Source organism: Streptococcus sp. M334 (assembly GCF_000187745.1).
Taxonomy (GTDB): Bacteria; Bacillota; Bacilli; order Lactobacillales; family Streptococcaceae; genus Streptococcus.
In genome coordinates, this window is record NZ_GL732486.1 from 755,335 (window position 1) to 776,847 (window position 21,513).

A 21,513-nucleotide genomic window follows, 5' to 3' on the forward strand; every position below is an offset into this window, starting at 1 on the left:
ACTAGCAGACACAAACTGCTAGTCTTTTGATTATTATTTCACCTATCTTTGTTAAAAGAAAGAATACTTATACTCAATGAAAATCAAAGAGCAAACTAGGAAGCTAGCCGCAGGCTGTACTTAAGTACGGCAAGGTGAAGCTGATGTGGTTTGAATTTGATTTTCGAAGAGTATTATTATGAATTTGGGTCATCGAGACTACGACCATGTAAACCTTTTTCACGTTGGACTTGGCGTAGTTTTTCTGGTGTAACATCGTTTCCTTCTTCATCCACAATTTTGATTCCCTCAATGTGGTGACGAACAGAGCGACGATAACCTTCGATGTACTCCTCACGTAGTTTAGCTTGTTCCACTTTTTCTTCTGGTGTCAAGCCTTCTGCTTTTTTCTTTTTAGCAAGCTCGTTGATACGATCAATTTTTTTCTGATCCATTTCTTCTCCTTTGTGATAAGATAAAGTCCGTTTAACAGATTTTATTTGGTATTGATTTGGTTAAAACGTGCAAGTTTAGCTGCTTTTTGAGTTAAATGAGACAAGATAGCCAAACGATTTTGACGGACAGCCTGATCTTCTGCCATTACCATGGTATTCTCAAAGAATGCATCAATGACTGGGCTAAGAGCAAAGAGTTGTTTCAATTGCTGACTGGCAGTACCTGATAAAACAAGTGTATCTACTGCTTCAGCCAAGGATTTTTCATGGTCATTTTCAAAGAGAGCTGAATCAACTGTAGCCACTCCTTCTGCCTTCTCAGCCAAATTAAAGGCACGAGAAAGTGATTCAACTGATGGTTTGAAGTTTTCTTCCTTGCTTGCTTCTACGAGGGCACTTGCTGCTTCCAACATATCTGCCACAACAAAGTTTGATCCTACAAGAACGGCTTCCTTAATATCTTTTGGAGTTGAACCCATCATTTTATCAACACGAGCCTTGATAAAGTCCATCACTTCTGCCTTATTTTCATAAGTCAAGCTGTTGAATTTCAAAGCATAAAGACTATCAATCAGCTCATCCATAGCAATGTGCCAACCAAAGGCATCCAAGATACGAACCACACCTTGAGTCGCGCGACGAAGGGCATAAGGGTCATTTGAACCTGATGGAATCAAACCTACTGAGAAGAAACTCAAAATCGTATCCAATTTGTCTGCAATAGCAAGAATGGCTCCAACCTTGCTCTCTGGAAGTTCCCCTTCAGCTGATGTCGGCATGTAGTGTTCACGAATAGCAGCTGCCACCGCTGGAGTTTCCCCAGCAAGAAGGGCATATTTCTCACCCATAATTCCTTGGAGCTCGTCAAATTCACCAACCATACCTGTCAACAAGTCAAACTTGTAAATGGCTGCTGCACGGGCTAGGTCAATCGTTTCATCCGCTGACAAGCCTGCTTTTTCTGCCAAGAGAATAGCAATCTGACCAGTACGAATCATGTGTTCACGAAGGGAACCAATTTTCTCATGGAAGGTGACATTGTTTAATTTTTCAACAAGATCTGAAATCACCAATTTTTGGTCTTCACGCCAGAAGAATTCACCGTCTTCCAAACGAGCTACCAAAACTTTTTCATTTCCTTTGATGACATTTTTCAAATGCTCTGCATTTCCGTTACGGACAGAAATAAAGTTTGGCAAGAGTTTGCCATCTTGATCACGGACGACAAAGTAACGTTGGTGTTCCTTCATTGAAGTCACCAAGACTTCTTCTGGAACTTCAAGATATTTGGCATCAAAACTTCCCATAAAGGCAGTTGGGTATTCAACCAAGTTCAAGACTTCATTCAGCAAATCCGCATCAATTTCGATACGTACACCATGTTTTGCCTCAATTTCCTTGATTTGGTCAACAATCATTTGCTCACGTTCACGTGGATCTGCTATTACAAATTGTGCACGAAGATCTTCTTCATAGCTCAATGCTGACTGAATTTTGGTTTCTTTCCCCAAGAAACGATGACCACGGCTCACACGACCTCCCTTGATATCAAGGAAATCCAAGTCAAACTCTTCTTCATCTAAAAGAACAGTCAAAGTGTGAACAGGGCGAATGTACTCAAAGCTATTTCCAGCCCAGTGCATGCTGACAGGGAAAGTCAGTGACTTCAAGACATCCACAACACCAGGAACAATGGCTTCAACTGCTTGACCAACTTCTTCCTTAGTGACATAGACATATTCTTCACCCTTGATTTCACGGAATTCGATATCTTCAACCGTCAAGCCTTTTCCACGGACAAATCCTTGAGCTGCTTTGGTGAAGTTTCCATCACTATCCAAGGCAATTTTCTTTGCTGGACCCTTGAAATCTTCTGTCAAATCAGACTGTTTGTCTGCTAAATCAGTCACACGAACAGCCAAACGACGTGGTGTTGAGAAGGTTTGAATAGCTTCAAAAGACAGGCGGTTTTCCTTGAGGAAGGCTGTCATTTTTTCGCCTAGTTGTTTTTCACTTGGTGTGACAACATAGGCTGGTAATTCTTCAAGACCGAGTTCTACTAATAAGTTTTTTGTCATGTTTTTTCTCCGAAAAGTATCTTTTTATTTTCCAGTTTGCCTTATGTGATTGGCACGCAAGCAACCAACTTCGTTGTTTCATTGCTAAAATTGGAGCCAAAAGTCTCCAATTTTGCCTAGTATCCTTAGCTTCACTAAGGATACCTTCATCACTGCGGCAACTGGCTCAGGGCTCACTCTGTTCGCCCATTTTCGTAATTTGTCACTCTCTTTATTCTGCGTCTTCTGCTAAGAGTTTAGCTCTTGTTTCTTCATCTAAAAGTGGGTAGCCTAGTCGTTTGCGTTCTGCGACAAAGGTTTTGGCTACGACACGGGCTAGGTTACGAATACGAGCGATATAGCCTGCGCGCTCTGTTACAGATACGGCACCACGCGCATCAAGCAGGTTAAAGGTATGTGAACATTTGAGAACATAGTCATAGGCAGGGTGCACCAATCCTTCTTCCAAGGCACGACCAGCTTCTTTTTCAAACTTATCAAAGTTTTCAAGCAACATTTCTTGATCAGAAATTTCAAATGAATATTTTGAATGCTCGTACTCAGGCTGGATGAAGATTTCTCCGTATTTTACACCATCAGCCCACTCAATATCGTAAACAGAGTCAACCTCTTGGATGTAAGAAGCCAAGCGTTCCAAACCATAGGTAACTTCCGCAGTCACAGGGCCAGTTGCCAATCCACCTACTTGTTGGAAATATGTGAACTGAGTAATTTCCATACCATCAAGCCAAACTTCCCAACCAAGACCAGCTGAACCAGTTGATGGGTTTTCCCAGTTGTCCTCAACGAAACGAATATCGTGTTCCAAAGGATTGATTCCCAATTTTTCCAAAGACTCAAGGTAAAGTTCTTGGATATTTGATGGAGATGGCTTCATGACAACCTGGAATTGGTGGTGTTGGTAAAGACGGTTAGGATTTTCTCCGTAACGACCGTCAGCAGGACGACGTGATGGCTCTACATAAGCTGCATTCCATGGCTCAGGTCCGATAGCACGAAGGAAAGTGTAAGGACTCATGGTTCCCGCACCTTTTTCATTGTCATAAGCCTGCATAAGCATACAACCTTGGTCATTCCAAAATTGTTGCAAAGTCAAAATAATTTCTTGAAATGTTAATTTCTTAGACATTGTTTACTCCTTTTTCTATAAATTACTTGCGACACGAGTCTGCCTCGTCGATCATACGAGGCAAGACGAGTTAGTACTGCGTCTAGCTCAGGCACTCTAGTGCTGAGAGTGGGGCAGCCCGACTGTAAGGAGGTCTCTGCCACTGACGCAGTGAAATGTTAATTTCTTAGACATTGAATACTCCTTAATAAAAAATGATTTTTTGCGACACGAGTCTGCCTCGTCGATTATACGAGGCAAGACGAGTTAGTACTGCTTCTAGTTCAGCACCATGGTACTGAGCGTGGGGCAGTCCGACTGTAAGGAGGTTTCTGCCACTGACGCAGTGGAAAGTCAATTTTTTAGACATTATTTTCTCCTTTTTTATAAATTACTTGCGACACGAGTCTGCCTCGTCGATCATACGAGGCAAGACGAGTTAGTACTGCGTCTAGCTCAGGCACTCTAGTGCTGAGCGTAGGGCAGCCCGACTGTAAGGAGGTTTCTGCCACTGACGCAGTGGAAAGTCAATTTTTTAGACATTATTTTCTCCTTTAATTTATATTATCTTTTTAGCTTTATTTATCAAGCAACCAAGAAAAAGCTGAGTCCTGAAAAATATGACGTTTGGGAACAGTTTGTAAATTCTGATCGCATTCATCTATTGTACCTAATTTCAAAGCACAGACTTCTGGTATATTTTCTTGAGTAGTGAAAATTTGACTATGACAGTTCTGGCAGTAATAACGCTGTTTTCCTGGAGAAGAACTATAGGAAACAAGTTTTTCTTTCCCATGCAATACTAGCTTTTCACTGCTAACTTTAGCATTAACTGTATAGGCAGACGCAGTTGCTTTCCGACAAAATGAGCAATGACAAAAAACTAATTCCGATAATTCCTCATCTAGAGTGTAAGTCACTGCTTTACATAAACAAGATCCTTTAAGCATTATGCTCCTTTCTACTTAGGCATTAGACGAATTCAAAAAGAACCGAATTTCAACACCCGAGCCTTGCGACTAGGGGCGTCAGAAACGCGGTTCCACCCTAATTTATTACTTCATTGTTTTTGAAAATACGACAGAAAGCGCCAGCACTTTATTTTGCCCTACTTGGCTCCCACTATCCCAAGCTCGCTTGAAGAACGCTATAAGACTTTCTTTCCTGCTGACTATTATATCAGAATTGTAACATACTGTAAATCAAAAACTATTGAAAGATGTATAGTATTCTCTACTCACTTTTTGAAAAAGCTGCAAGTCCAATAACTGACAATAAAAGAGAAATTCCAGAAATACTTAGAATAATAGAAATCATGTTATTCTCACCAGTGGCTGGTAATTGTTTTCCTTCTTTGTTGACTGTAGCTAAAAGCACTTGTTGACCACTTCCAGCTAGTGTTTTATTCTCATGATTAGCTTCTATAATTGATGGAGTTTTCTCAATTTTATCATTGCTAATTGAAGGCTTAATAGTTGAGACTTGTCTATTGTGACTTACTAATTTAACAGGTTGCACTTGAGAAACTGGCTTAATCGATGCAACTTGTTTAGCTGGATTAACTGCCTTAACTGGTACAACTGGTTTAGTTGGAATCTCTACTTTATTAGCCTTCAGTTTTACAGCCGTCTCTTTTAGAGCATTAATTACAGCATTAATTTCTTCTTGACTAGCTTCTGTATTTTCCAAAAGTAACTTAGCTTTGTTGAAAATAAGATTATATGCATCCTTCTCCTCTTTGCTAGCTGTCAAAAATCTTGGATCTTTGTCTTGGAACTTCACTTCATCCACGATAACATTTTTTAGGCTCATGAAATCTGTTTCTTTCCCATTCAGCTGGTCTTGTGCTTTCAAGAAAGCGGTCAATAGACGGTCGATTTCATCTTGAGTTATCAAATCTTTTGTAATTAATAATGCCAAGAGTTTGAATTCACGATCATATTGACCTTTGCGTTCTTGATCAGAATTTATATATTTACCTTTTTTAACTGTCTCAGCATATGCTTTAATGGCATTCTTCAATGATGTGATATCAGATTCCTTACCATCCAATGTTTGCATAGCAGACTCTAAAGCCTTAACAATTTGGTCAATTTTATCTTGGTTAAGTTTACTTCCCAATGCTAGTTGCGCATCTTTGACACTTTGATCAAAAATCTCTTTTAACTTCTGTTTTGTATTATAATATCTCGGAGTTTTAACTACTTCCATTTGTTTATTTAAAGCTGCAATCAGAGCTAACTTAGAAACAACTGAAAGTGACAAAACATTATTTTTACCAAACAGAACTTTAAATGGTTGAAGATTATCAAGTAATTCATAACCGTTTGATAGATTTACAAGAACTTTATACTCACCAGTAACTACTTTCTTACCATAAGAATGTTTACCATATGTTTCAGCTGGCAAGACTTGACTCTGACCATCTTCACCTACTAAAGTAATCGTTGTAGTTCCAGGAACAGCTTGATTAAATCCAACCGTTACTGGGGCATATTTCATTTTGTTAGCCAAGAAGGTAATAGTTTGAAAACTATTTTCTTTCGTTAAATCAAATTCCTTAGATAGGGCACTCACAAATTTCAACTCTGTACGGTCATAGCTAAAAATTTCTGCAACATAATGCCCAAATTTCAAGAAATTAATATCTTTTGACTTATCAACAGTTACATATTGACCTTCGCTATTTTTAATGCGATAAACATAAGTTGTATCAATCTCATCATTGGTTTTATTGTTTAGTATAGCAATTTTTACACGACCACTATTTTCTTCACCTACAAGATCTTTGAGAGATATAAAATCTACATTTCCCGCAAAGTCTTCTACATAATAGAAGATTTTCGATTTATCAACGTTCTTAGGAAGTGTATAACTACCATCTTCATTTTGTTTGATAATTTGATACTGTTCGATTTCTGAATCTGTCGCCTCTCTATTTTCAGAAGGACGAATATAAAAGACTTTTTCTAGAAGAATTCCGCCATTTCCTACATCCTGAGGTTTGCGAGCTATAAATTGTTCTTGATCTTTTTGAGAACGAATATATCCCGAAGTAATCAGAGGTTTTTGTGTATCGATTTGAATTTTAAATGTTGTGTATTGTTCTTCAGATCCAGGGACATCTGGCTTATAACTAATAACATAGTCATAAATTCCATCAGAGACTCGATTTCCATTAGAATCCTGTCCTCCCCAAGCTGTTTTATCTACAATGTAACTTCTTGGATTTCTAGTATCGCCATCAAAATAATTTTTTACAAGGTCTGTTGGACGACTTTGCCAAATAGGCTGACTGTGTGTTGTATCCGAAGAATCATAAACAGTCGCACGAAGATTTACCAAGTTTCTATAGACAAGAGTTTTAAATTGAACAGAATCTTTATTACCATCATCGTTCGGCGAGATAGCAAGGCGAACATTACCCTTTTCATCTAACTGAAGATGGTATTTCCCTTCGGCATCTTGTTTCATTCCAAGTACAGTCACTCGATTTCCTTGACGCTCTGCTTTTAAAACATTTACATCATTTTCAGAACTTGTTAAATAAGTTGCATCGTCTGAAGGTGAAATTCCTGGATTATCTTTATCAATTTCAGAGTAAAATCCACTGTTTCCTTCCTTAATCAATTGATAAATTGGTTTTTCAATTGCAGGTAGATTTTGGAATTCTCCCTTAAATCCCATAAATGGCAACCCAATAACAGGGCTATCATCTGCAGGATTGACAAATCTAACAAATCCTTCTAGAAAATAACCATTTGGCATTATTTTGCTAAGTTCTTCAGTAAACTTACTTGTATCTACACTAACTGTTACTGTCTTCGTACTATGAGCTTTCACAGTTACTTCAGGCCAAACTGTTTCAGTTAGTTTTCGTGGACGGAGAGTGAATTTCCCTTCTTCAACTTCGTCCGTATTTGTATTTACAATCATCTTCAATGTTTGGTCTTTATCCGAAATATTATGAATTGTAACTTCAAAGGTAAATTTATCACCAACATTGCCAAGAGTAACACTTGGATAGTTATTTGCACCTGTTACAAATAAATCTGTGCTTGTTGCCGCCATCGTGTCAACTACACCAGCACCTTGCTGACGTGGAGAAGTATAGGCTCCAGTTTGTTTATTAAAATGTGGTTTTGCAGTAGACATAATTAAAGCTTTTACAATCTCTGAAATTTGACTAGCTGATAATTCAGGATGTTTCTTTGCTAAATATTCTTTGACTAATACTGCGACACCAGCTACATGAGGGGCCGCCATACTTGTTCCACTGATACTTCCATAGCTATTGTCGTTAAATGATGAATAGATATTTCCACCAGGTGCAGTAACATCTGGTTTCAATTGTCCATCTGTTGTAACTCCCCAACTTGAAAAATCTGACAATTGGTCTGCAACGTCTGATTTACGATTATCCATCTTGTGATTAAAGACAATTTTATACTGACCAGACTTAAGAATTTCACCATAATGTTTTGAAATAAAGACAGATGGGATTTTCTTAGCATCACCTGTAACAGACATACTAACATTTGCACCTTCAACATTGTTATAAATTAAAACTCCAGCTGCACCGTGTTGAAGAGCATTTTTAATCTTATCAGAGAAATGGATTTTACCACGTTGAATCAGTGCTAACTTGCCTCTTACATCAATATTAGCAAAATCTTCTTCACGACCAATACCCGCTGCTACATATTCGTATTCTTTCCCTTTTTCAAAATCTTTTTCTGTTTCAGGTCTATTAAAATCAAACTTACCATAATCAAGGGTAGCGTCATTTTCTAAACCTTTTACTTCAAAGACTTCAGTAGTTAGAATTTTATTATTAATCGAAGCAACAGAAATTGAATCTTCCACTGTAGAGGGATTTCCGACGAGACCATAATCAGGATTTGCTGCCAATGGTTGTGAAAAACCTCTACCGAAAGTATTACTATTACCAGCAGCAATAACAACAGATACTCCTTTAGCGCGTGCTCTTTTTACTGCAGCAATGATATCTGAACCTGCATCTATCGTTGAACCCGCACCTGCACCCAAACTCATATTGATCACATCTGCACCTAACGCAACTGCATCATCAATAGCTTTTACATAGAGGGCAGAGGCTGTAGTTTTATCTCTGTCTGAAAAAACTCTCATAAACATTATTTGAGCTTCTGGTGCAACTCCATATACCTTCTCAGAATTTGGAGCTTTATTAACTGGATTTCCAGCTACAATACCAGTAACGTGCATTCCATGAGACTCTTTTTCAGCCTCTTTTATATTATCTGTTCCATCAAAGTAATCATAAGCATATACTACCTTATCACTATACCATTTCCCATAGTCAATACCAGCAGCCTTTTTAGCTTTTTCGATATCATTCTGATTTTTAAATTTCGCCTTTGACGGATCAGAAATACGCAGAACTTCATGATTCAAATCAAGGCCTGAATCTATAACAGCGACTACAGTTCCTTGCCCTTTGTGTCCTGCTTCCCAGGTTTTAGGGACAGTAATCATTTCATTACTAGAGATACTATTTGGCTTTTCTTTATGCCCACTTTGAGATAAGGACTGTGATTGTGAACTTTCGGAAGAAGAACTGCTTTTTACTGCTGATTCTTCCTTCTTCTCTTCACTTTTTATAGCAGTCTTTTCTTTCTGTGTGATTACATTCTTGTCTGACTTATTATCTCTATATTCTATAGAATCATCTTGTTTTAATGACTCTGTCACTTCTGTTTTTTCCTTTGAAGAAGAATCTAGAGCATTCTTGTCAGCCGTGACTGACGGTGCGAGCTTATTTGAATCATCTAATTTATTTGTTATTACCGCATGTGTAACTTGATTGGATGCTTCAAATTTTCCCTCATCGGCACTAACCTGTGCGAAAGCAAATCCGAATGCAAAGACCGTTAGCAGAAAAATCGTTGCTACTTGGTACTTTTTATGACAAAAATCTTTGCAATCTCCCATAAAATCACTCCTTTTTATTTAAATTAAAAGTATTATATCCTAAATTATCAGAAAATTCTATCAAAAACATATTTTGTAACAAGATTGTAATATTAATCATATCATACGATTTAAACATAAAAAATTAGCCTTGAGTGATACAAGACTAAATTTCTTTATTGAAAAATTACTTACTATTGAATTGGTCTTTCAGCAACCTTCTTACTGATTACGGTCATAGAATAATTCGTGTGATTTTAATCGTGAATTAAGCATTTCTGGAACTGTGACAAAGTCATAACCTTGCTCTTTCAAATAGTCAATAACCTTCGGTAAAGCATGTACCGTTTCAGCATGGATATCATGCATTAAGATAATCGAACCATTCTTAACTTGACGCTGAACCTCTGTCAGGATAGCTGTTTCATTTTTACTCTTCCAGTCCAGACTATCCACATCCCACATAATAAAGCTCAAATTGAGACTATTGCGAATGTCGTCTGTAATGGCCCCATAAGGTGGACGCATAAGTTTAGAACTAGAGCCCAACACTTTAGCTAGTGCATCCTCAGTATCAGTAATTTGTTTTTTAGCTTCATCAAGAGAAAGTTTTGAAAGAACTGGATGGCTCCAACTATGGTTTCCAATGACATGGCCATCTGCTTTCATGCGTTTCAAAATCTCTTCATTGCCAGAAACATTCTTACCTAAAACAAAGAAAGTAGCCTTAATTCCATACTTAGAAAGAGTATCTAATGCTTGATTTGTTGTTGCAGGATTTGGTCCATCATCAAAAGTCAAGGCTACTACTTTACGATTTTTCTTCTCCAAATAAGCTTTATAAAGTTCCGCATCCTTATCTAGCAAATATGAGGACTGAATAAGCTCAAAGAAACTAGATACTGGCAAGGCAATCTCATTTAGATTTTCAACTGCCTGACTTGGATAAAGGATAATCTGACTATCCTTGTAATCAAAGTTCCATGCAGACAAGTCTTGGTCAGAGAAACCTTTAACAATCTGATCAAACTTTTCTTGCTCCAATTTCTTATCCTGTAAGAAAGTGGTGATTTCTTTTAACAACTGCTCTTTGGCTTTACTAGCATCTGAAAATAATTGATCAAGTGTAAAAGGTTTACCATCTTCTGTCAAATGTACTTTTGCCAGACTAGTTTTTTCAGTCTCTTCAACTTTTGACCAAGTTAAATCATAGACTTGTTTCATCACACTTCGGTTGACAATTCCTTTTAAAGTCGAATCCTGTTTCTCCGTATAATAAAAAACCAGATTTTCCTTGTCTTCCAGATTTTCCTTAATATCCTGTGTCATGATTTCCTTTACGGATGAAATCACTTGCTCCCCTTGGAGAGGATAGTAGGCAATCACTTCAGCTTGTCCCTTACGAAAATGATCCTTCTGATTTCCCTCACTCAATTGATCATCTTTCTCTTTTTTGAGCGATTCAATCTTTTGTTCAAAACTTTGTTTTGTATAGACTTTGTAACCAATCATCGATCCAAGAACACAAATACTTACTGAAAAGATAGCTACTAGGGCTATTAAACTCATTCTTATCTTATCGTGCTCAACACGATTTGCTCTACTTTTATCCATAAGACCATCATATCAAATTCAAGCTATAATTTCAATGATTAACGGAGATTATAATATATCGAAAAAAGAGGGACTTCCCTCTTTCTTCAATTCATTTATTTGACTGCTTCTTTCAAAGCATCTACCTTATCCAAACGTTCCCATGGAAGGTCAATATCTGTACGTCCCATGTGTCCATAAGCCGCTGTTTGACGGTAGATTGGACGTTTAAGGTCAAGCATTTGGATAATTCCTGCAGGACGAAGATCAAAGATTTGACGAGCTGCTTTTTCAAGCTTGCTTTCAGCTACTGTTCCTGTACCAAAGGTATCAATACGGACAGAAACAGGCTGGGCAACACCGATAGCATAGGCCAACTGTACTTCTGCTTTCTTAGCAAGACCTGCTGCAACGATATTCTTTGCAATGTAACGAGCCGCATAAGAAGCGGAACGGTCAACCTTTGTCGCATCTTTACCAGAGAAGGCACCGCCACCATGACGAGAGTAGCCACCATAGGTATCCACGATAATCTTACGACCAGTCAAACCTGAGTCCCCTTGAGGTCCACCGATTACAAATCGACCAGTTGGATTGATGAAGAATTTTGTTTGCTCATCCAAGTAAGAAGCTGGAATAACCTCTTTGATAACCTTGTTAATGACATCATTGTGAATTTGTTCGTTGCTGACTTCTGGATCGTGCTGAGTAGAAATAACAACTGTGTCCACACGTACTGGACGATCATTTTCGTCATACTCAACAGTAACTTGTGATTTAGCATCTGGGCGAAGATAGCTAATTTCCCCAGACTTACGAAGTTCTGCCAGACGACGAACCAACTTATGACTGAGTGAAATTGGCAACGGCATGAGCTCTTCTGTTTCATCCACTGCAAATCCAAACATGAGTCCTTGGTCTCCAGCCCCAATCAAGTCCAATGGATCTTGGTCTGCATTTCCACGAACCTCCAAGGCTTCATTAACACCTTGGGCAATATCTGGTGACTGCTCAACAAGTGACGGATGGACTCCCACCGTCTCAGCAGAAAAACCATACTCTGTATTGGTGTAGCCAATTTCTGCAATGGTATCACGAACCACACGGTTAATATCCACATAGGCATTTGTAGAAATTTCACCAAAAACGTGGACGGAACCAGTATAGACAGCTGTCTCAGCAGCAACGTGCGCCTCTGGATCCTTAGCTAAAATAGCATCCAAAATCGCATCTGAAATTTGGTCTGCAATCTTATCTGGATGCCCCTCAGATACAGACTCAGACGTGAATAATTTACGTTCTGACATAAAAATGTCCCCCCTTAAAAATAGTGTTATAGAGTTACAAAGTACTGATAGAAATCCTTATAATCTGCGAGTTGCGACTCGAAAGAAATAAAAACGATACTTTTTTATTTCTGAAGCTAGTAAGGCGCATAGGGTGGTCGCCCTATAGCGGCAACCGTAGAATGACGAGCGACTACTTTAGAGCCGTCATTCTTTGCGAGTTACGACTCGAAACAAAAAAATAGAAATTTCTACCACCTTATCGGGACTATATAACTTTATCATTATACCATTTTTAAGCGCAATTTGCAGTCTTTAATGTAGTGTTTAACTTTATATATTTCGTTCTCATAAATAAAAAAGTTGGAGTTCACTACTCCAACGATTACTATTAAAATGTTTGGCGTTTTGCTTTGCGCTCTGCACGACCACGGGCACGATTTTCAGCGCGCTTGGTCTTGCGGCGTTTTTCATCCACTGCCCATTGAATTTTTTTCTTATAACCTGGTTTGACTTTTTTCTTTTTCTTTTTAACCAAACCAATCATTTCAATATCAAGTTTATCTTGTTTTTTCTCACGGTTGGCACGACGGTCACGGTCATAAGTATCTTGAAATTCCCCGTCTTTGACCATCTTAGGAGTAAACTTGATTCCCAATTTCTCCAACTCACGGATATCCGAGTCATCACTTGGCTGATAAAGAGTAATAGCTGTACCTGGTAGGCCATTTCTTCCAGTTCGACCAACACGATGAACAAAGAAGGACAAATCTTGCGGAATGGCATCATTGATGACATGGCTGACACCTTCAATATCAATTCCACGCGCTGCCAAATCTGTTGCGACAATGTACTCAAAATCCAGATTTTTCACCTGATTCATGATACGCTTGCGCTCACGAGGGGCAATATCTCCATGAATCTTGGCAACTTTCAAACCTTGAGCAGTCAAGTATGAATGCAATTCATCAGCACGCGTTTTAGTGTTAACAAAAATCATTGCCAAATAAGGTTGCATCAACTGAGTCAACTGATAAATTTGAGCATTCTTGTCACGTCCCTTAGTAGAAATCAACCAATTATCAATAGTGTCAGAAATGACTGTTTTGGTCTTGATTTTCTCCATAACAGGATTTGACAAGTATTTTTTCAAGAATGGTTGCAACTTTTGTGGGATAGTCGCTGAGAAGACCATGAATTGCAGGTCTTTTGGAAGGCTTCCAGCAATCTTATCAACAGTTTCTAAGAATCCCATATCCAAGGTCATGTCTGCCTCATCGACCACAAAGGTCTTAGCCTTGTGAATAGCTAGGTCACCAGACTTAACTAAGTCATAAATACGACCTGGCGTTCCGATAACAATATGAGGCTGGTTACTTGCCAATTTGTCAATCTGGCGAGCCTTATCTGTCCCTCCCACATAATTAACCACACGAACTTCCACTTCTGAGTGGGCTGCAATCTGACGCGCTGCTTGGTAAATCTGAGTAGCCAACTCACGGCTCGGTGCAGTAATCACTGCCTGTACACTATCACTAGTTTCATCTAATTGCTGGAAAATCGGCAACAAGAAAGTATGAGTCTTACCTGAACCTGTTTTTGATTCACCGACTAGGTCACGACCTGCCAAAACAATCGGAATCAACTTGTCTTGCACCTCTGTTGGAGTTGTAAATTTCAACTCCTCCAAGGCTTCACTAATATATTTTTTAAATTGAAATTTCGTAAATGACATAATATCCTCGATTCTATCTATCTTATCAATTATACCATATTTTATTCCATTTCAGTAGTCTCTCTCATAGAGCTTCCTTTCAGTAGTTCATCTAATCAGAAAAAGGCTGGAACTTCGTGATTCCAACCTCTTTTCATACTCAATGAAAATCAAAGAGCAAACTAGGAAACTAGCCGCAGGCTGCTCAAAACACTGTTTTGAGGTTGCAGATAGAACTGACGAAGTCAGTAACATCTATACGGCAAGGCGACGTTGACGTGGTTTGAAGAAATTTTCGAAGAGTATCAGTTATTATTTCCAGTTTAAAATAGCATTCAAGCCATAGTGATCACTGACTTGCGGACTCTTGTTACCATCAAATACGACATGTAATTTTTCCACAGCTAACTCTTTGGTAGTAAAAATATAGTCGATTCGAAGGGGTTCAGTGTTCCCTTTCCAGCCATCAATTTCTGGTGGAACAGTATAACTACCGCTTTTCTCTTGAGCAACTTCAAAAGCGTCTTGTAAGCCTAATGGACTAGCTAAAATAGCTTGGTAACCTTCCTGTCCAGCCGGATTGTTGAAATCTCCAGCTAGCAAAAGTGGCTTGTTCAATTCTTTCAAGACAGCCTCAAATCGTGCCCATTCTTCTTGGAAACCTTTATCCCACCAAGAAAGGTGGACACTAGCAACTGCTAGCTCCTTACCATCGACTACAGTCTCAGCCAGGGCAATACGACGAGTATGATAGTCTGTTGGATCATCCACATCTGAAACCAAAATTTCTCTGGCTTCAATAGGTGTTTTAGACAAAATAGCCACACCTTCATGATAGCGGTCATAACCGATATGATTATAAGCCCAAGTCCAATAGTAATTTTTTCCTTGCTCTGACAACTTTTCAACCAAGAGTCTAACATAGTGGTCTTGATGAATCGGCTCAGCTGCTGGCAAAGCTTGATAGAGATCATTAACTTCTACCTCTGACGAAGTGATCTCCTGATTGATTTCTTGGAAACAAATCAAATCATAATCTTTATCAAGAACGTCTTCAAGTAAGAGCTGGAATTTTTCTTCAGCTTCTTTTTCCATCCAGCTATGAGTATTGAGTGTTAAAAATTTCATGCTTTTCTCCTAAAACAAGAGGTTGGAAAACAGCTTCCAACCTCAAGTATATTACAATTCTACTTTAGCAACTGCTGTTTTAGCTGCAAGAGAACCTGTTTGTTCTAATTTAACTGATTTAATAGCTTCAGCATTTGTGAAGACAACCACTGTAGAAGTTTCACGACCTGCTGCACGGATAGCATCCAAGTCAGCTGTGACAAGAAGATCACCTGCTACAACTTTTTGTCCTTCAGCAACATGAACTGTAAATGGTTTTCCTTCAAGACTTACTGTGTCCAAACCAATGTGAACAAGTACTTCAAGACCTGCTTCAGTCACAAGACCAAGAGCATGTTTTGTAGGGAAGATGCTTGATACAGTACCTGAAACTGGAGATACAATGTTTCCATTTGCAGGTTCTACTGCAAATCCATCACCCATCATTTTTTGAGCAAATACTGGATCTTTTACTTGTTCCAAAGCAACAACTTGACCATCTGCCACTGAGTAAACTTCCTCAGTAAGACCTTTGAATTGAACAGTGTTTTGTTGCGCTTCTGTCATTTGACTTGGAAGAGTTTCAGGAATGATTTCACCTGAGTCAAGAATATCTTGGATATCAGATTTCAATACGTCTGCTTTTGGACCGTAGATAGCTTGAACTCCTTGTCCTTTCATGACAAGACCCATAGCTCCTTCTGCTTTCCATTGTTCTGCATCACCGACTTTGTCAGCATCTTTTACAGTTACACGAAGACGAGTCATACATGCATCAACATCAACGATGTTTGCACGTCCACCAAGAAGGTTGATAATGTTTACAACTTGAGAACCTGCTGCAACTTTCACTTCACTGCTAGCTCCTTCTGAAGCTCCTTCAGCAGTTTCATAGTTTCCGTTACGTCCTGGAGTTGCATAGTTGAATTTTTGAATCATGAAGTTTGCGATAAAGTACATGATTACAGCAAAGAGAACAGTTACCCAGATAAAGTTAACGATATCCATACCAATACCAGCATTAATTGCTAGTGGTGTACGAGTCAAGAATTCAATTGAACCGAATGAGTGGACACGTAGGTTTACTACGTCAGCCATAGCGAAGGCGGCACCTTGAACAAGTGAGTAAACAAGATACATAGGTGTTGCTACAAACATGAACATGTATTCGATTGGTTCAGTAACCCCTGTCAAGAATGTTGCAAGAGCTGTTGCAATCATCATACCTTTGTATTTATGTTTCTTGTCAGCATCAACATTACGGTAGATAGCAACAATGACACCCATCAAGATACCGAATGAACCGATCATTTGTCCAACTTTGAAACGAGCTGGGTGAACAGTATCTAACAAGTGTTGGTATTGAGTAGCATCAGTACCTTTAAGGTTTACAAGGTCTGTTACCCATGCAAGCCAAAGTGGATCTTGACCAAATACTTGACTACCTTTAGCTGCACCAGTTAAGACATCATAAGTACCACCAAGAGCTGTGTAGTTCATTGGGATAGTCAACATGTGGTGAAGACCAAATGGTAAGAGCAAACGTTCCAATGTACCATACAAGAATGGTGCAAGGATTGGAGCAGTTTCTTGTGAGTTAGCAATCCAGATACCAAAGCTATTGATACCAGTTTGCACAAGTGGCCAGAAAGCTGAAAGTACAATTGCAGCAATTATTGAACGAAGAATAACTACAAATGGTACAAAACGTTTTCCGTTAAAGAATGAAAGTGCATCAGGAAGCTTACGGAAGTTGTAGTATTTGTTGTAAGCAGTTGCTCCAATAAAACCAGAAATAATCCCTACGAAGACACCCATGTTAAGTGCTGGGGCTTCCATTACACTAATGAAGTAATCAGCAACTTTGATTGATCCACCAAAGAGTGTTGTTACCATAGCTTCTGGATTTTTCAACATATCTCCTGATACGCCAAAGATTGTACCAGTGATACGATTGATTAGGATAAAGGCAAGACCTGCCGCAAACGCACCACCAGCACGTTCTTTAGCCCAGCTTCCTCCAATAGCGAGGGCGAACAAGATATGAAGGTTAACGATGACTCCCCAACCGATTTGCTCTAGTACACCACCAGTAATAACGAGTGGAGCAAAGTTAGGGTTAATCATCACAAGCGACTTACCGATTGAAATCATCAAACCAGCAGCCGGCATAACCGCGATAACCACCATCAAAGCCTTACCGAATTTTTGCCAAAACTCGAAAGACAAGACATTTTTGAATGTATCTTTCATCATTCAAATCTCCTTTATTTTTATTTAGGCAAACGTTTTACGAAAACGTTTGCACTTAACTATGTATTCATTATACCACTTTAAATTTTTTTGTAAAGGCTTTTATAAAAAAAAGTATACTTTTTTCTAAAATTTTTCTAACAAAAAAGGAGATATTAAAATCTCCTCAAATATACTTATCTTCTGTTTTAGATTTTCAAGAAACGTCTCATTGAAATTCCTGATCCCAGTGAACCGATGAAAATACCAATCATAAATAATAGGGCAATCATCAGTGGACTGAATACCTCTGGTGAAATCATTGAAAGGTTTTGACCGACTAATGACTTATTGACCGATTGGTAAACCATTTGATAAACAACAAATACCAGAACTGACGGAAGGGTTGCTCCAAGCAAACCAATGAAGGCTCCTTCAAGCAAGAAAGGTCCACGGATATAACCGTTCTTAGCCCCTACTAAACGCATGATTTGAATTTCACGACTTCGTGAAATAATGGTGATACGTATCGTATTAGAAATCAAGAAGACTGCAATGAAAATCAATAATCCAGCAATAACAAGTCCCCAGACGCGAATAAATGAAGCTAACTTGAACAAGCGTTCTGTATTGGCACCACCATCTTGGACTTCTGATACACCTTCAATTTTCTTAGCCTCCTCGGCTACAGTTTTTACATCACTTGGTGTATTTGTATCAACGATATAGGCATCATATAGAGGATTGGCGTCACCATCAAAGATTTTCCAGTTGTCCCCCATTGTCTCAGTTAATTTTTCATATTGTTCTTCTTTACTTGAAAAAGTAACACGCTTAACTGTAGACATCCCCTTCAAAGCATTATATACCTTGTGGTAGTCATTATTTGTAACAGTTTGACCTTCTTTTTCAATAGTCTCGCTATTATCAGCTACATCCTTACGAATGTAAACCATCACTCGGACATTATTTTCAATATCTGTAGCTAGTTTCGCTGTATTGAAAATAACAGAAGCAAATATTGCCACCAAGGTCAACGTAATCATGACTGAGCTGACAGCAGCCACTGTCATCCAGCCATTTCGTTTCAAGCTTTTTAACGATTCAAATAAATGGCGAAAAAATCTACTAATCATCGTATCCATATTCTCCTTTAGCTTCGTCACGAACGACACGGCCATTTTCAATGGCAATGACACGGTGGCGCAAGGTATTTACAATCTGACTGTTGTGGGTCGCCATCAAGACAGTTGTTCCTTGGAGATTGATGCGTTCCAGCAAATTCATAATTTCCCATGAATTATCTGGATCCAAGTTTCCTGTTGGTTCGTCCGCAATCAATACTTTTGGATTATTTACAATAGCACGCGCAATCGCAATCCGCTGTTGTTCTCCCCCCGAAAGTTCATTTGGGAAAGAACGAACCTTATGCTTCAATCCAACGAGGTCTAAGACTTCCATAACACGTTTTTTGATATTACGGCGATTTTCCCCGATTACTTCCATAGCGTAAGCAATATTTTCATAGACAGTTTTCTTTGGCAACAATTTATAATCCTGAAAGACAACCCCAACACTTCGACGTAGAAGCGGAACATCTTTCTTTTTAATCTTAACCAAATTAAAGCCAGCAACTGATAGGCTTCCTTTATCGATTTTTACTTCACGATATAGAGAACGAATAAAGGTTGACTTCCCTGCTCCTGAAGGTCCTACGATGTAAGCAAATTCCCCTGGTTGAACACTGACCGAAACACCGCGTAGGGCAGTCGTCCCGTTGTCATACTTTTTAACAACATCTCTCATTTCAATAATTGACATGTGAGTTCCTTTCTATCTTAGCTGATTCGCCACTTGAGATAGGCATCGATAAAACCATCTAGGTCTCCATCCATAACCTTATCTACTTGTGCAACCTCAAAGCTAGTTCGGTGATCTTTTACCATAGTATATGGCGTGAAAACATAAGAACGGATTTGGCTTCCCCATGTGATTTCCTTTTTCTCACCCTTGAGGGAATCAACCTCCGCGGCTTTCTTTTCTTGCTCCATTTGATAGAGCTTAGCCTGTAACATCTTCATAGCACGATCTCTATTTCCATATTGGGTACGATCGACCGTTGACTGGACGACAGTTCCCGTAGGAATGTGTGTCAAACGCACACCTGTTGAAACTTTATTGACGTTCTGACCACCAGCACCACCTGAACGGAAGGTGTCCATCTTGATGTCATCTTCACGGATTTCCACTTCAATGGTATCATCCAGCTCAGGCATCACTTCTACAGATGTGAAAGAGGTATGGCGACGTTTGGCAGAGTCAAATGGTGAAATACGAACCAAACGGTGAACACCCATTTCTGACTTGAGAAGACCATAGGCATTAGGTCCTTCAAATGATAAGGTTACTGACTTGATACCAGCTTCATCTCCTGCTTGGTAATCCAAAACTTCTACTTTAAAGCCTTTAGCATTTCCATAGCGAGTGTACATACGAAGCAACATATCACCCCAGTCTTGAGCTTCTGTACCACCGGATCCTGGATGGATTTCCAAAATCGCATTATTATGGTCATAAGGTTCTGACAAGAGAAGGGTCATCTCATAGCTGGTCATCATCTTATCAAGTTCTGACAACTGCGTTACCAGTTCTTCTTGAACCGACTCGTCTTCTGCTAAAAAGTCCAATAAAATTTCGACTTCATCCTGCAACTCTTCCATTTTGTGGAAAGTGTTATAGGTGTTTTTTAATTCATTTAATTCTTGCGACGTTTTTTGGGCCGCGATATTATCGTTCCAAAAATCAGGTTCTGTCATCTTGTTTTCCAAGATGGCAATCTCTTCCTCTAGACCCTCTAAGTCAAAGAGACCCCCTGAAAGAAGCTAATTTTTCACGATTTGCGTCAATTTTCTGACGAATTTCTGAAATGTCCATAAATACTCCTTTTTTGTATCGTTTTATTATACCATATTCTCTCATTTCTTTCCATCTTTTGCTCTACTCCCCTTTTTATGAAAAAAGAAGCCTTTCGGCTCCCCTCCTTATAAAACTTTTGCAGAAGTACGACTAATCTCCTCTACTTGAATATTCTCGGATTCAAATTTTTGCTTTAAGGCTGCCAAATCAACTGAACCATCAATTTGAACTTCTATAATCACCTTACCATCTTTACGCGGAATATTAACTGTATGGGAGATATTTAAATTTTCTTCAACGATTAGAGAAACAATCTTACCAAGAACGCCGACTTCATTTTCCGTAACAAAGCGCACACGAATTCCTTCTTCTCCATAGCCAGCAATTTCAAGAAAGGCTTGGAAAACATCACGGTCAGTAATAACCCCATAGACTTGATGGTTATCTACGACAGGAAGAATACCAATCTTGTTTTTCAACATCAGATAAGTTGCATCCTCTAGACTCGCATAGCCTGAAACAGTGACAACATCGCGAATCATGACATCTTTTACTTTTGTCTTATTCAGAAGATAGTTCATCTCATAGATAGAAAGACTTGTTGCTTTGGATGGACTTGCTTGGGCAATGGTTCCCTCAGTTACCAAACCAACCAATTGATCATTTTCGATAACAGGCAAGCGGTGCAACCCTTGCTCTCTCATCAAATCTGCTGCATGAGATACTGTTGTATCTGGACTAATATAAACTACCTTGCGGGTCATAAAATCTTTAACTGCCATGAGACTTCTCCTTTTCTATTCTTATCCCTATTATACAATCTTTTTGTAAATCTATCAAACGCTTACATTTCTTTTTCAAAATTCAGAAAAGTATGAATAAGCTAGCAAAAAGAGCTCTGAAATCGAGCTCTATGAATGAGGGTAAGATACCTTTCATTCGATTTATTCAATTATTAGAAATTAACCTTTTAATGTAGATGAAGATTGCTTTGCAATCTATATCTGCCAAGTAAAACAATCCACTGGATTTGATGATTGTTTCGCAATCTCCATCTGCCGACTAAAAAGGTCCCCCGGACTATAATGATGAT

At 38.8% G+C, this 21,513-nt stretch carries 14 protein-coding genes; all 14 read right to left on the bottom strand.

Translation table 11 applies throughout. The annotated features are described in order from the left end of the window. Positions 1-176 precede the first annotated feature (176 nt). The 14 genes from HMPREF0851_RS08165 to HMPREF0851_RS08235 all read right to left on the bottom strand — a co-directional run bounded on the left by HMPREF0851_RS08165 (position 177) and on the right by HMPREF0851_RS08235 (position 21,202). Positions 177-434 (bottom strand): DUF896 family protein, encoded by a 258-nt coding sequence (locus tag HMPREF0851_RS08165; RefSeq protein ID WP_000372163.1) that lies wholly within the window; start codon positions 432-434, stop codon positions 177-179. Positions 435-475: 41 nt separating this feature from the next. Further along, on the bottom strand, positions 476-2,512 hold the full coding sequence (glyS, locus tag HMPREF0851_RS08170) for a glycine--tRNA ligase subunit beta (RefSeq protein WP_000164796.1): 2,037 nt from the start codon (positions 2,510-2,512) through the stop codon (positions 476-478). A 211-nt stretch (positions 2,513-2,723) separates the two neighbouring features. After that, positions 2,724-3,641 (bottom strand): glycine--tRNA ligase subunit alpha, encoded by a 918-nt coding sequence (gene glyQ / locus HMPREF0851_RS08175; RefSeq protein ID WP_000038736.1) that lies wholly within the window; start codon positions 3,639-3,641, stop codon positions 2,724-2,726. A 557-nt stretch (positions 3,642-4,198) separates the two neighbouring features. Further along, the gene (locus tag HMPREF0851_RS08180; protein ID WP_000912011.1) at positions 4,199-4,570 is read right to left on the bottom strand and encodes a GFA family protein; all 372 of its coding nucleotides are present in this window, start codon (positions 4,568-4,570) and stop codon (positions 4,199-4,201) included. Between the two features lie 283 nt (positions 4,571-4,853). Beyond that, positions 4,854-9,593 (bottom strand): S8 family serine peptidase, encoded by a 4,740-nt coding sequence (locus HMPREF0851_RS08185; protein WP_000502034.1) that lies wholly within the window; start codon positions 9,591-9,593, stop codon positions 4,854-4,856. Positions 9,594-9,794: 201 nt separating this feature from the next. Further along, a complete protein-coding gene (gene pgdA, locus HMPREF0851_RS08190; protein ID WP_009014238.1) occupies positions 9,795-11,186 on the bottom strand; it encodes a peptidoglycan-N-acetylglucosamine deacetylase PgdA in 1,392 nt (463 codons plus the stop codon). A gap of 95 nt (positions 11,187-11,281) precedes the next feature. Further along, positions 11,282-12,472 (bottom strand): methionine adenosyltransferase, encoded by a 1,191-nt coding sequence (gene metK / locus HMPREF0851_RS08195; RefSeq protein WP_000003942.1) that lies wholly within the window; start codon positions 12,470-12,472, stop codon positions 11,282-11,284. A gap of 370 nt (positions 12,473-12,842) precedes the next feature. Beyond that, a complete protein-coding gene (locus HMPREF0851_RS08200; protein ID WP_009014239.1) occupies positions 12,843-14,186 on the bottom strand; it encodes a DEAD/DEAH box helicase in 1,344 nt (447 codons plus the stop codon). Positions 14,187-14,477: 291 nt separating this feature from the next. Further along, positions 14,478-15,293: an endonuclease/exonuclease/phosphatase family protein gene (locus tag HMPREF0851_RS08210; RefSeq protein WP_000670858.1), complete on the bottom strand. Its 816-nt coding sequence runs from the start codon at positions 15,291-15,293 to the stop codon at positions 14,478-14,480. Positions 15,294-15,344: 51 nt separating this feature from the next. Next, positions 15,345-17,528, bottom strand: coding sequence for a PTS transporter subunit IIBC (locus tag HMPREF0851_RS08215; protein WP_000974088.1), 2,184 nt, complete (start codon positions 17,526-17,528; stop codon positions 15,345-15,347). Between the two features lie 185 nt (positions 17,529-17,713). Further along, a complete protein-coding gene (gene ftsX / locus HMPREF0851_RS08220; protein WP_000625548.1) occupies positions 17,714-18,640 on the bottom strand; it encodes a permease-like cell division protein FtsX in 927 nt (308 codons plus the stop codon). Beyond that, complete coding sequence (ftsE, locus tag HMPREF0851_RS08225) at positions 18,633-19,325, bottom strand: cell division ATP-binding protein FtsE (protein WP_000022266.1); 693 nt, start codon at positions 19,323-19,325, stop codon at positions 18,633-18,635. The genes ftsX and ftsE overlap by 8 nt, the downstream gene beginning before the upstream one ends. Before the next feature lie 17 nt (positions 19,326-19,342). Then, a protein-coding gene (gene prfB / locus HMPREF0851_RS08230; RefSeq protein WP_100198772.1) for a peptide chain release factor 2 occupies positions 19,343-20,438 on the bottom strand; the annotation gives its coding sequence in 2 pieces (ribosomal slippage) (positions 19,343-20,365 and positions 20,367-20,438; 1,095 coding nt in all). 107 nt (positions 20,439-20,545) lie between these two features. Beyond that, complete coding sequence (locus HMPREF0851_RS08235) at positions 20,546-21,202, bottom strand: CBS domain-containing protein (protein ID WP_000268670.1); 657 nt, start codon at positions 21,200-21,202, stop codon at positions 20,546-20,548. Between the last annotated feature and the right edge of the window lie 311 nt (positions 21,203-21,513).

Excerpts from the sequence above, each read along its gene's own strand:
- HMPREF0851_RS08180 (WP_000912011.1), bottom strand. The coding sequence starts at position 4,570 with ATGCTTAAAGGATCTTGTTTATGTAAAGCAGTGACTTACACTCTAGAT.
- pgdA (WP_009014238.1), bottom strand. The coding sequence starts at position 11,186 with ATGGATAAAAGTAGAGCAAATCGTGTTGAGCACGATAAGATAAGAATG.
- ftsX (WP_000625548.1), bottom strand. The coding sequence starts at position 18,640 with ATGATTAGTAGATTTTTTCGCCATTTATTTGAATCGTTAAAAAGCTTG.
- ftsE (WP_000022266.1), bottom strand. The coding sequence starts at position 19,325 with ATGTCAATTATTGAAATGAGAGATGTTGTTAAAAAGTATGACAACGGG.
- HMPREF0851_RS08210 (WP_000670858.1), bottom strand. The coding sequence starts at position 15,293 with ATGAAATTTTTAACACTCAATACTCATAGCTGGATGGAAAAAGAAGCT.
- HMPREF0851_RS08215 (WP_000974088.1), bottom strand. The coding sequence starts at position 17,528 with ATGATGAAAGATACATTCAAAAATGTCTTGTCTTTCGAGTTTTGGCAA.
- HMPREF0851_RS08165 (WP_000372163.1), bottom strand. The coding sequence starts at position 434 with ATGGATCAGAAAAAAATTGATCGTATCAACGAGCTTGCTAAAAAGAAA.
- glyQ (WP_000038736.1), bottom strand. The coding sequence starts at position 3,641 with ATGTCTAAGAAATTAACATTTCAAGAAATTATTTTGACTTTGCAACAA.
- HMPREF0851_RS08185 (WP_000502034.1), bottom strand. The coding sequence starts at position 9,593 with ATGGGAGATTGCAAAGATTTTTGTCATAAAAAGTACCAAGTAGCAACG.
- HMPREF0851_RS08200 (WP_009014239.1), bottom strand. The coding sequence starts at position 14,186 with ATGTCATTTACGAAATTTCAATTTAAAAAATATATTAGTGAAGCCTTG.
- HMPREF0851_RS08235 (WP_000268670.1), bottom strand. The coding sequence starts at position 21,202 with ATGGCAGTTAAAGATTTTATGACCCGCAAGGTAGTTTATATTAGTCCA.
- glyS (WP_000164796.1), bottom strand. The coding sequence starts at position 2,512 with ATGACAAAAAACTTATTAGTAGAACTCGGTCTTGAAGAATTACCAGCC.
- metK (WP_000003942.1), bottom strand. The coding sequence starts at position 12,472 with ATGTCAGAACGTAAATTATTCACGTCTGAGTCTGTATCTGAGGGGCAT.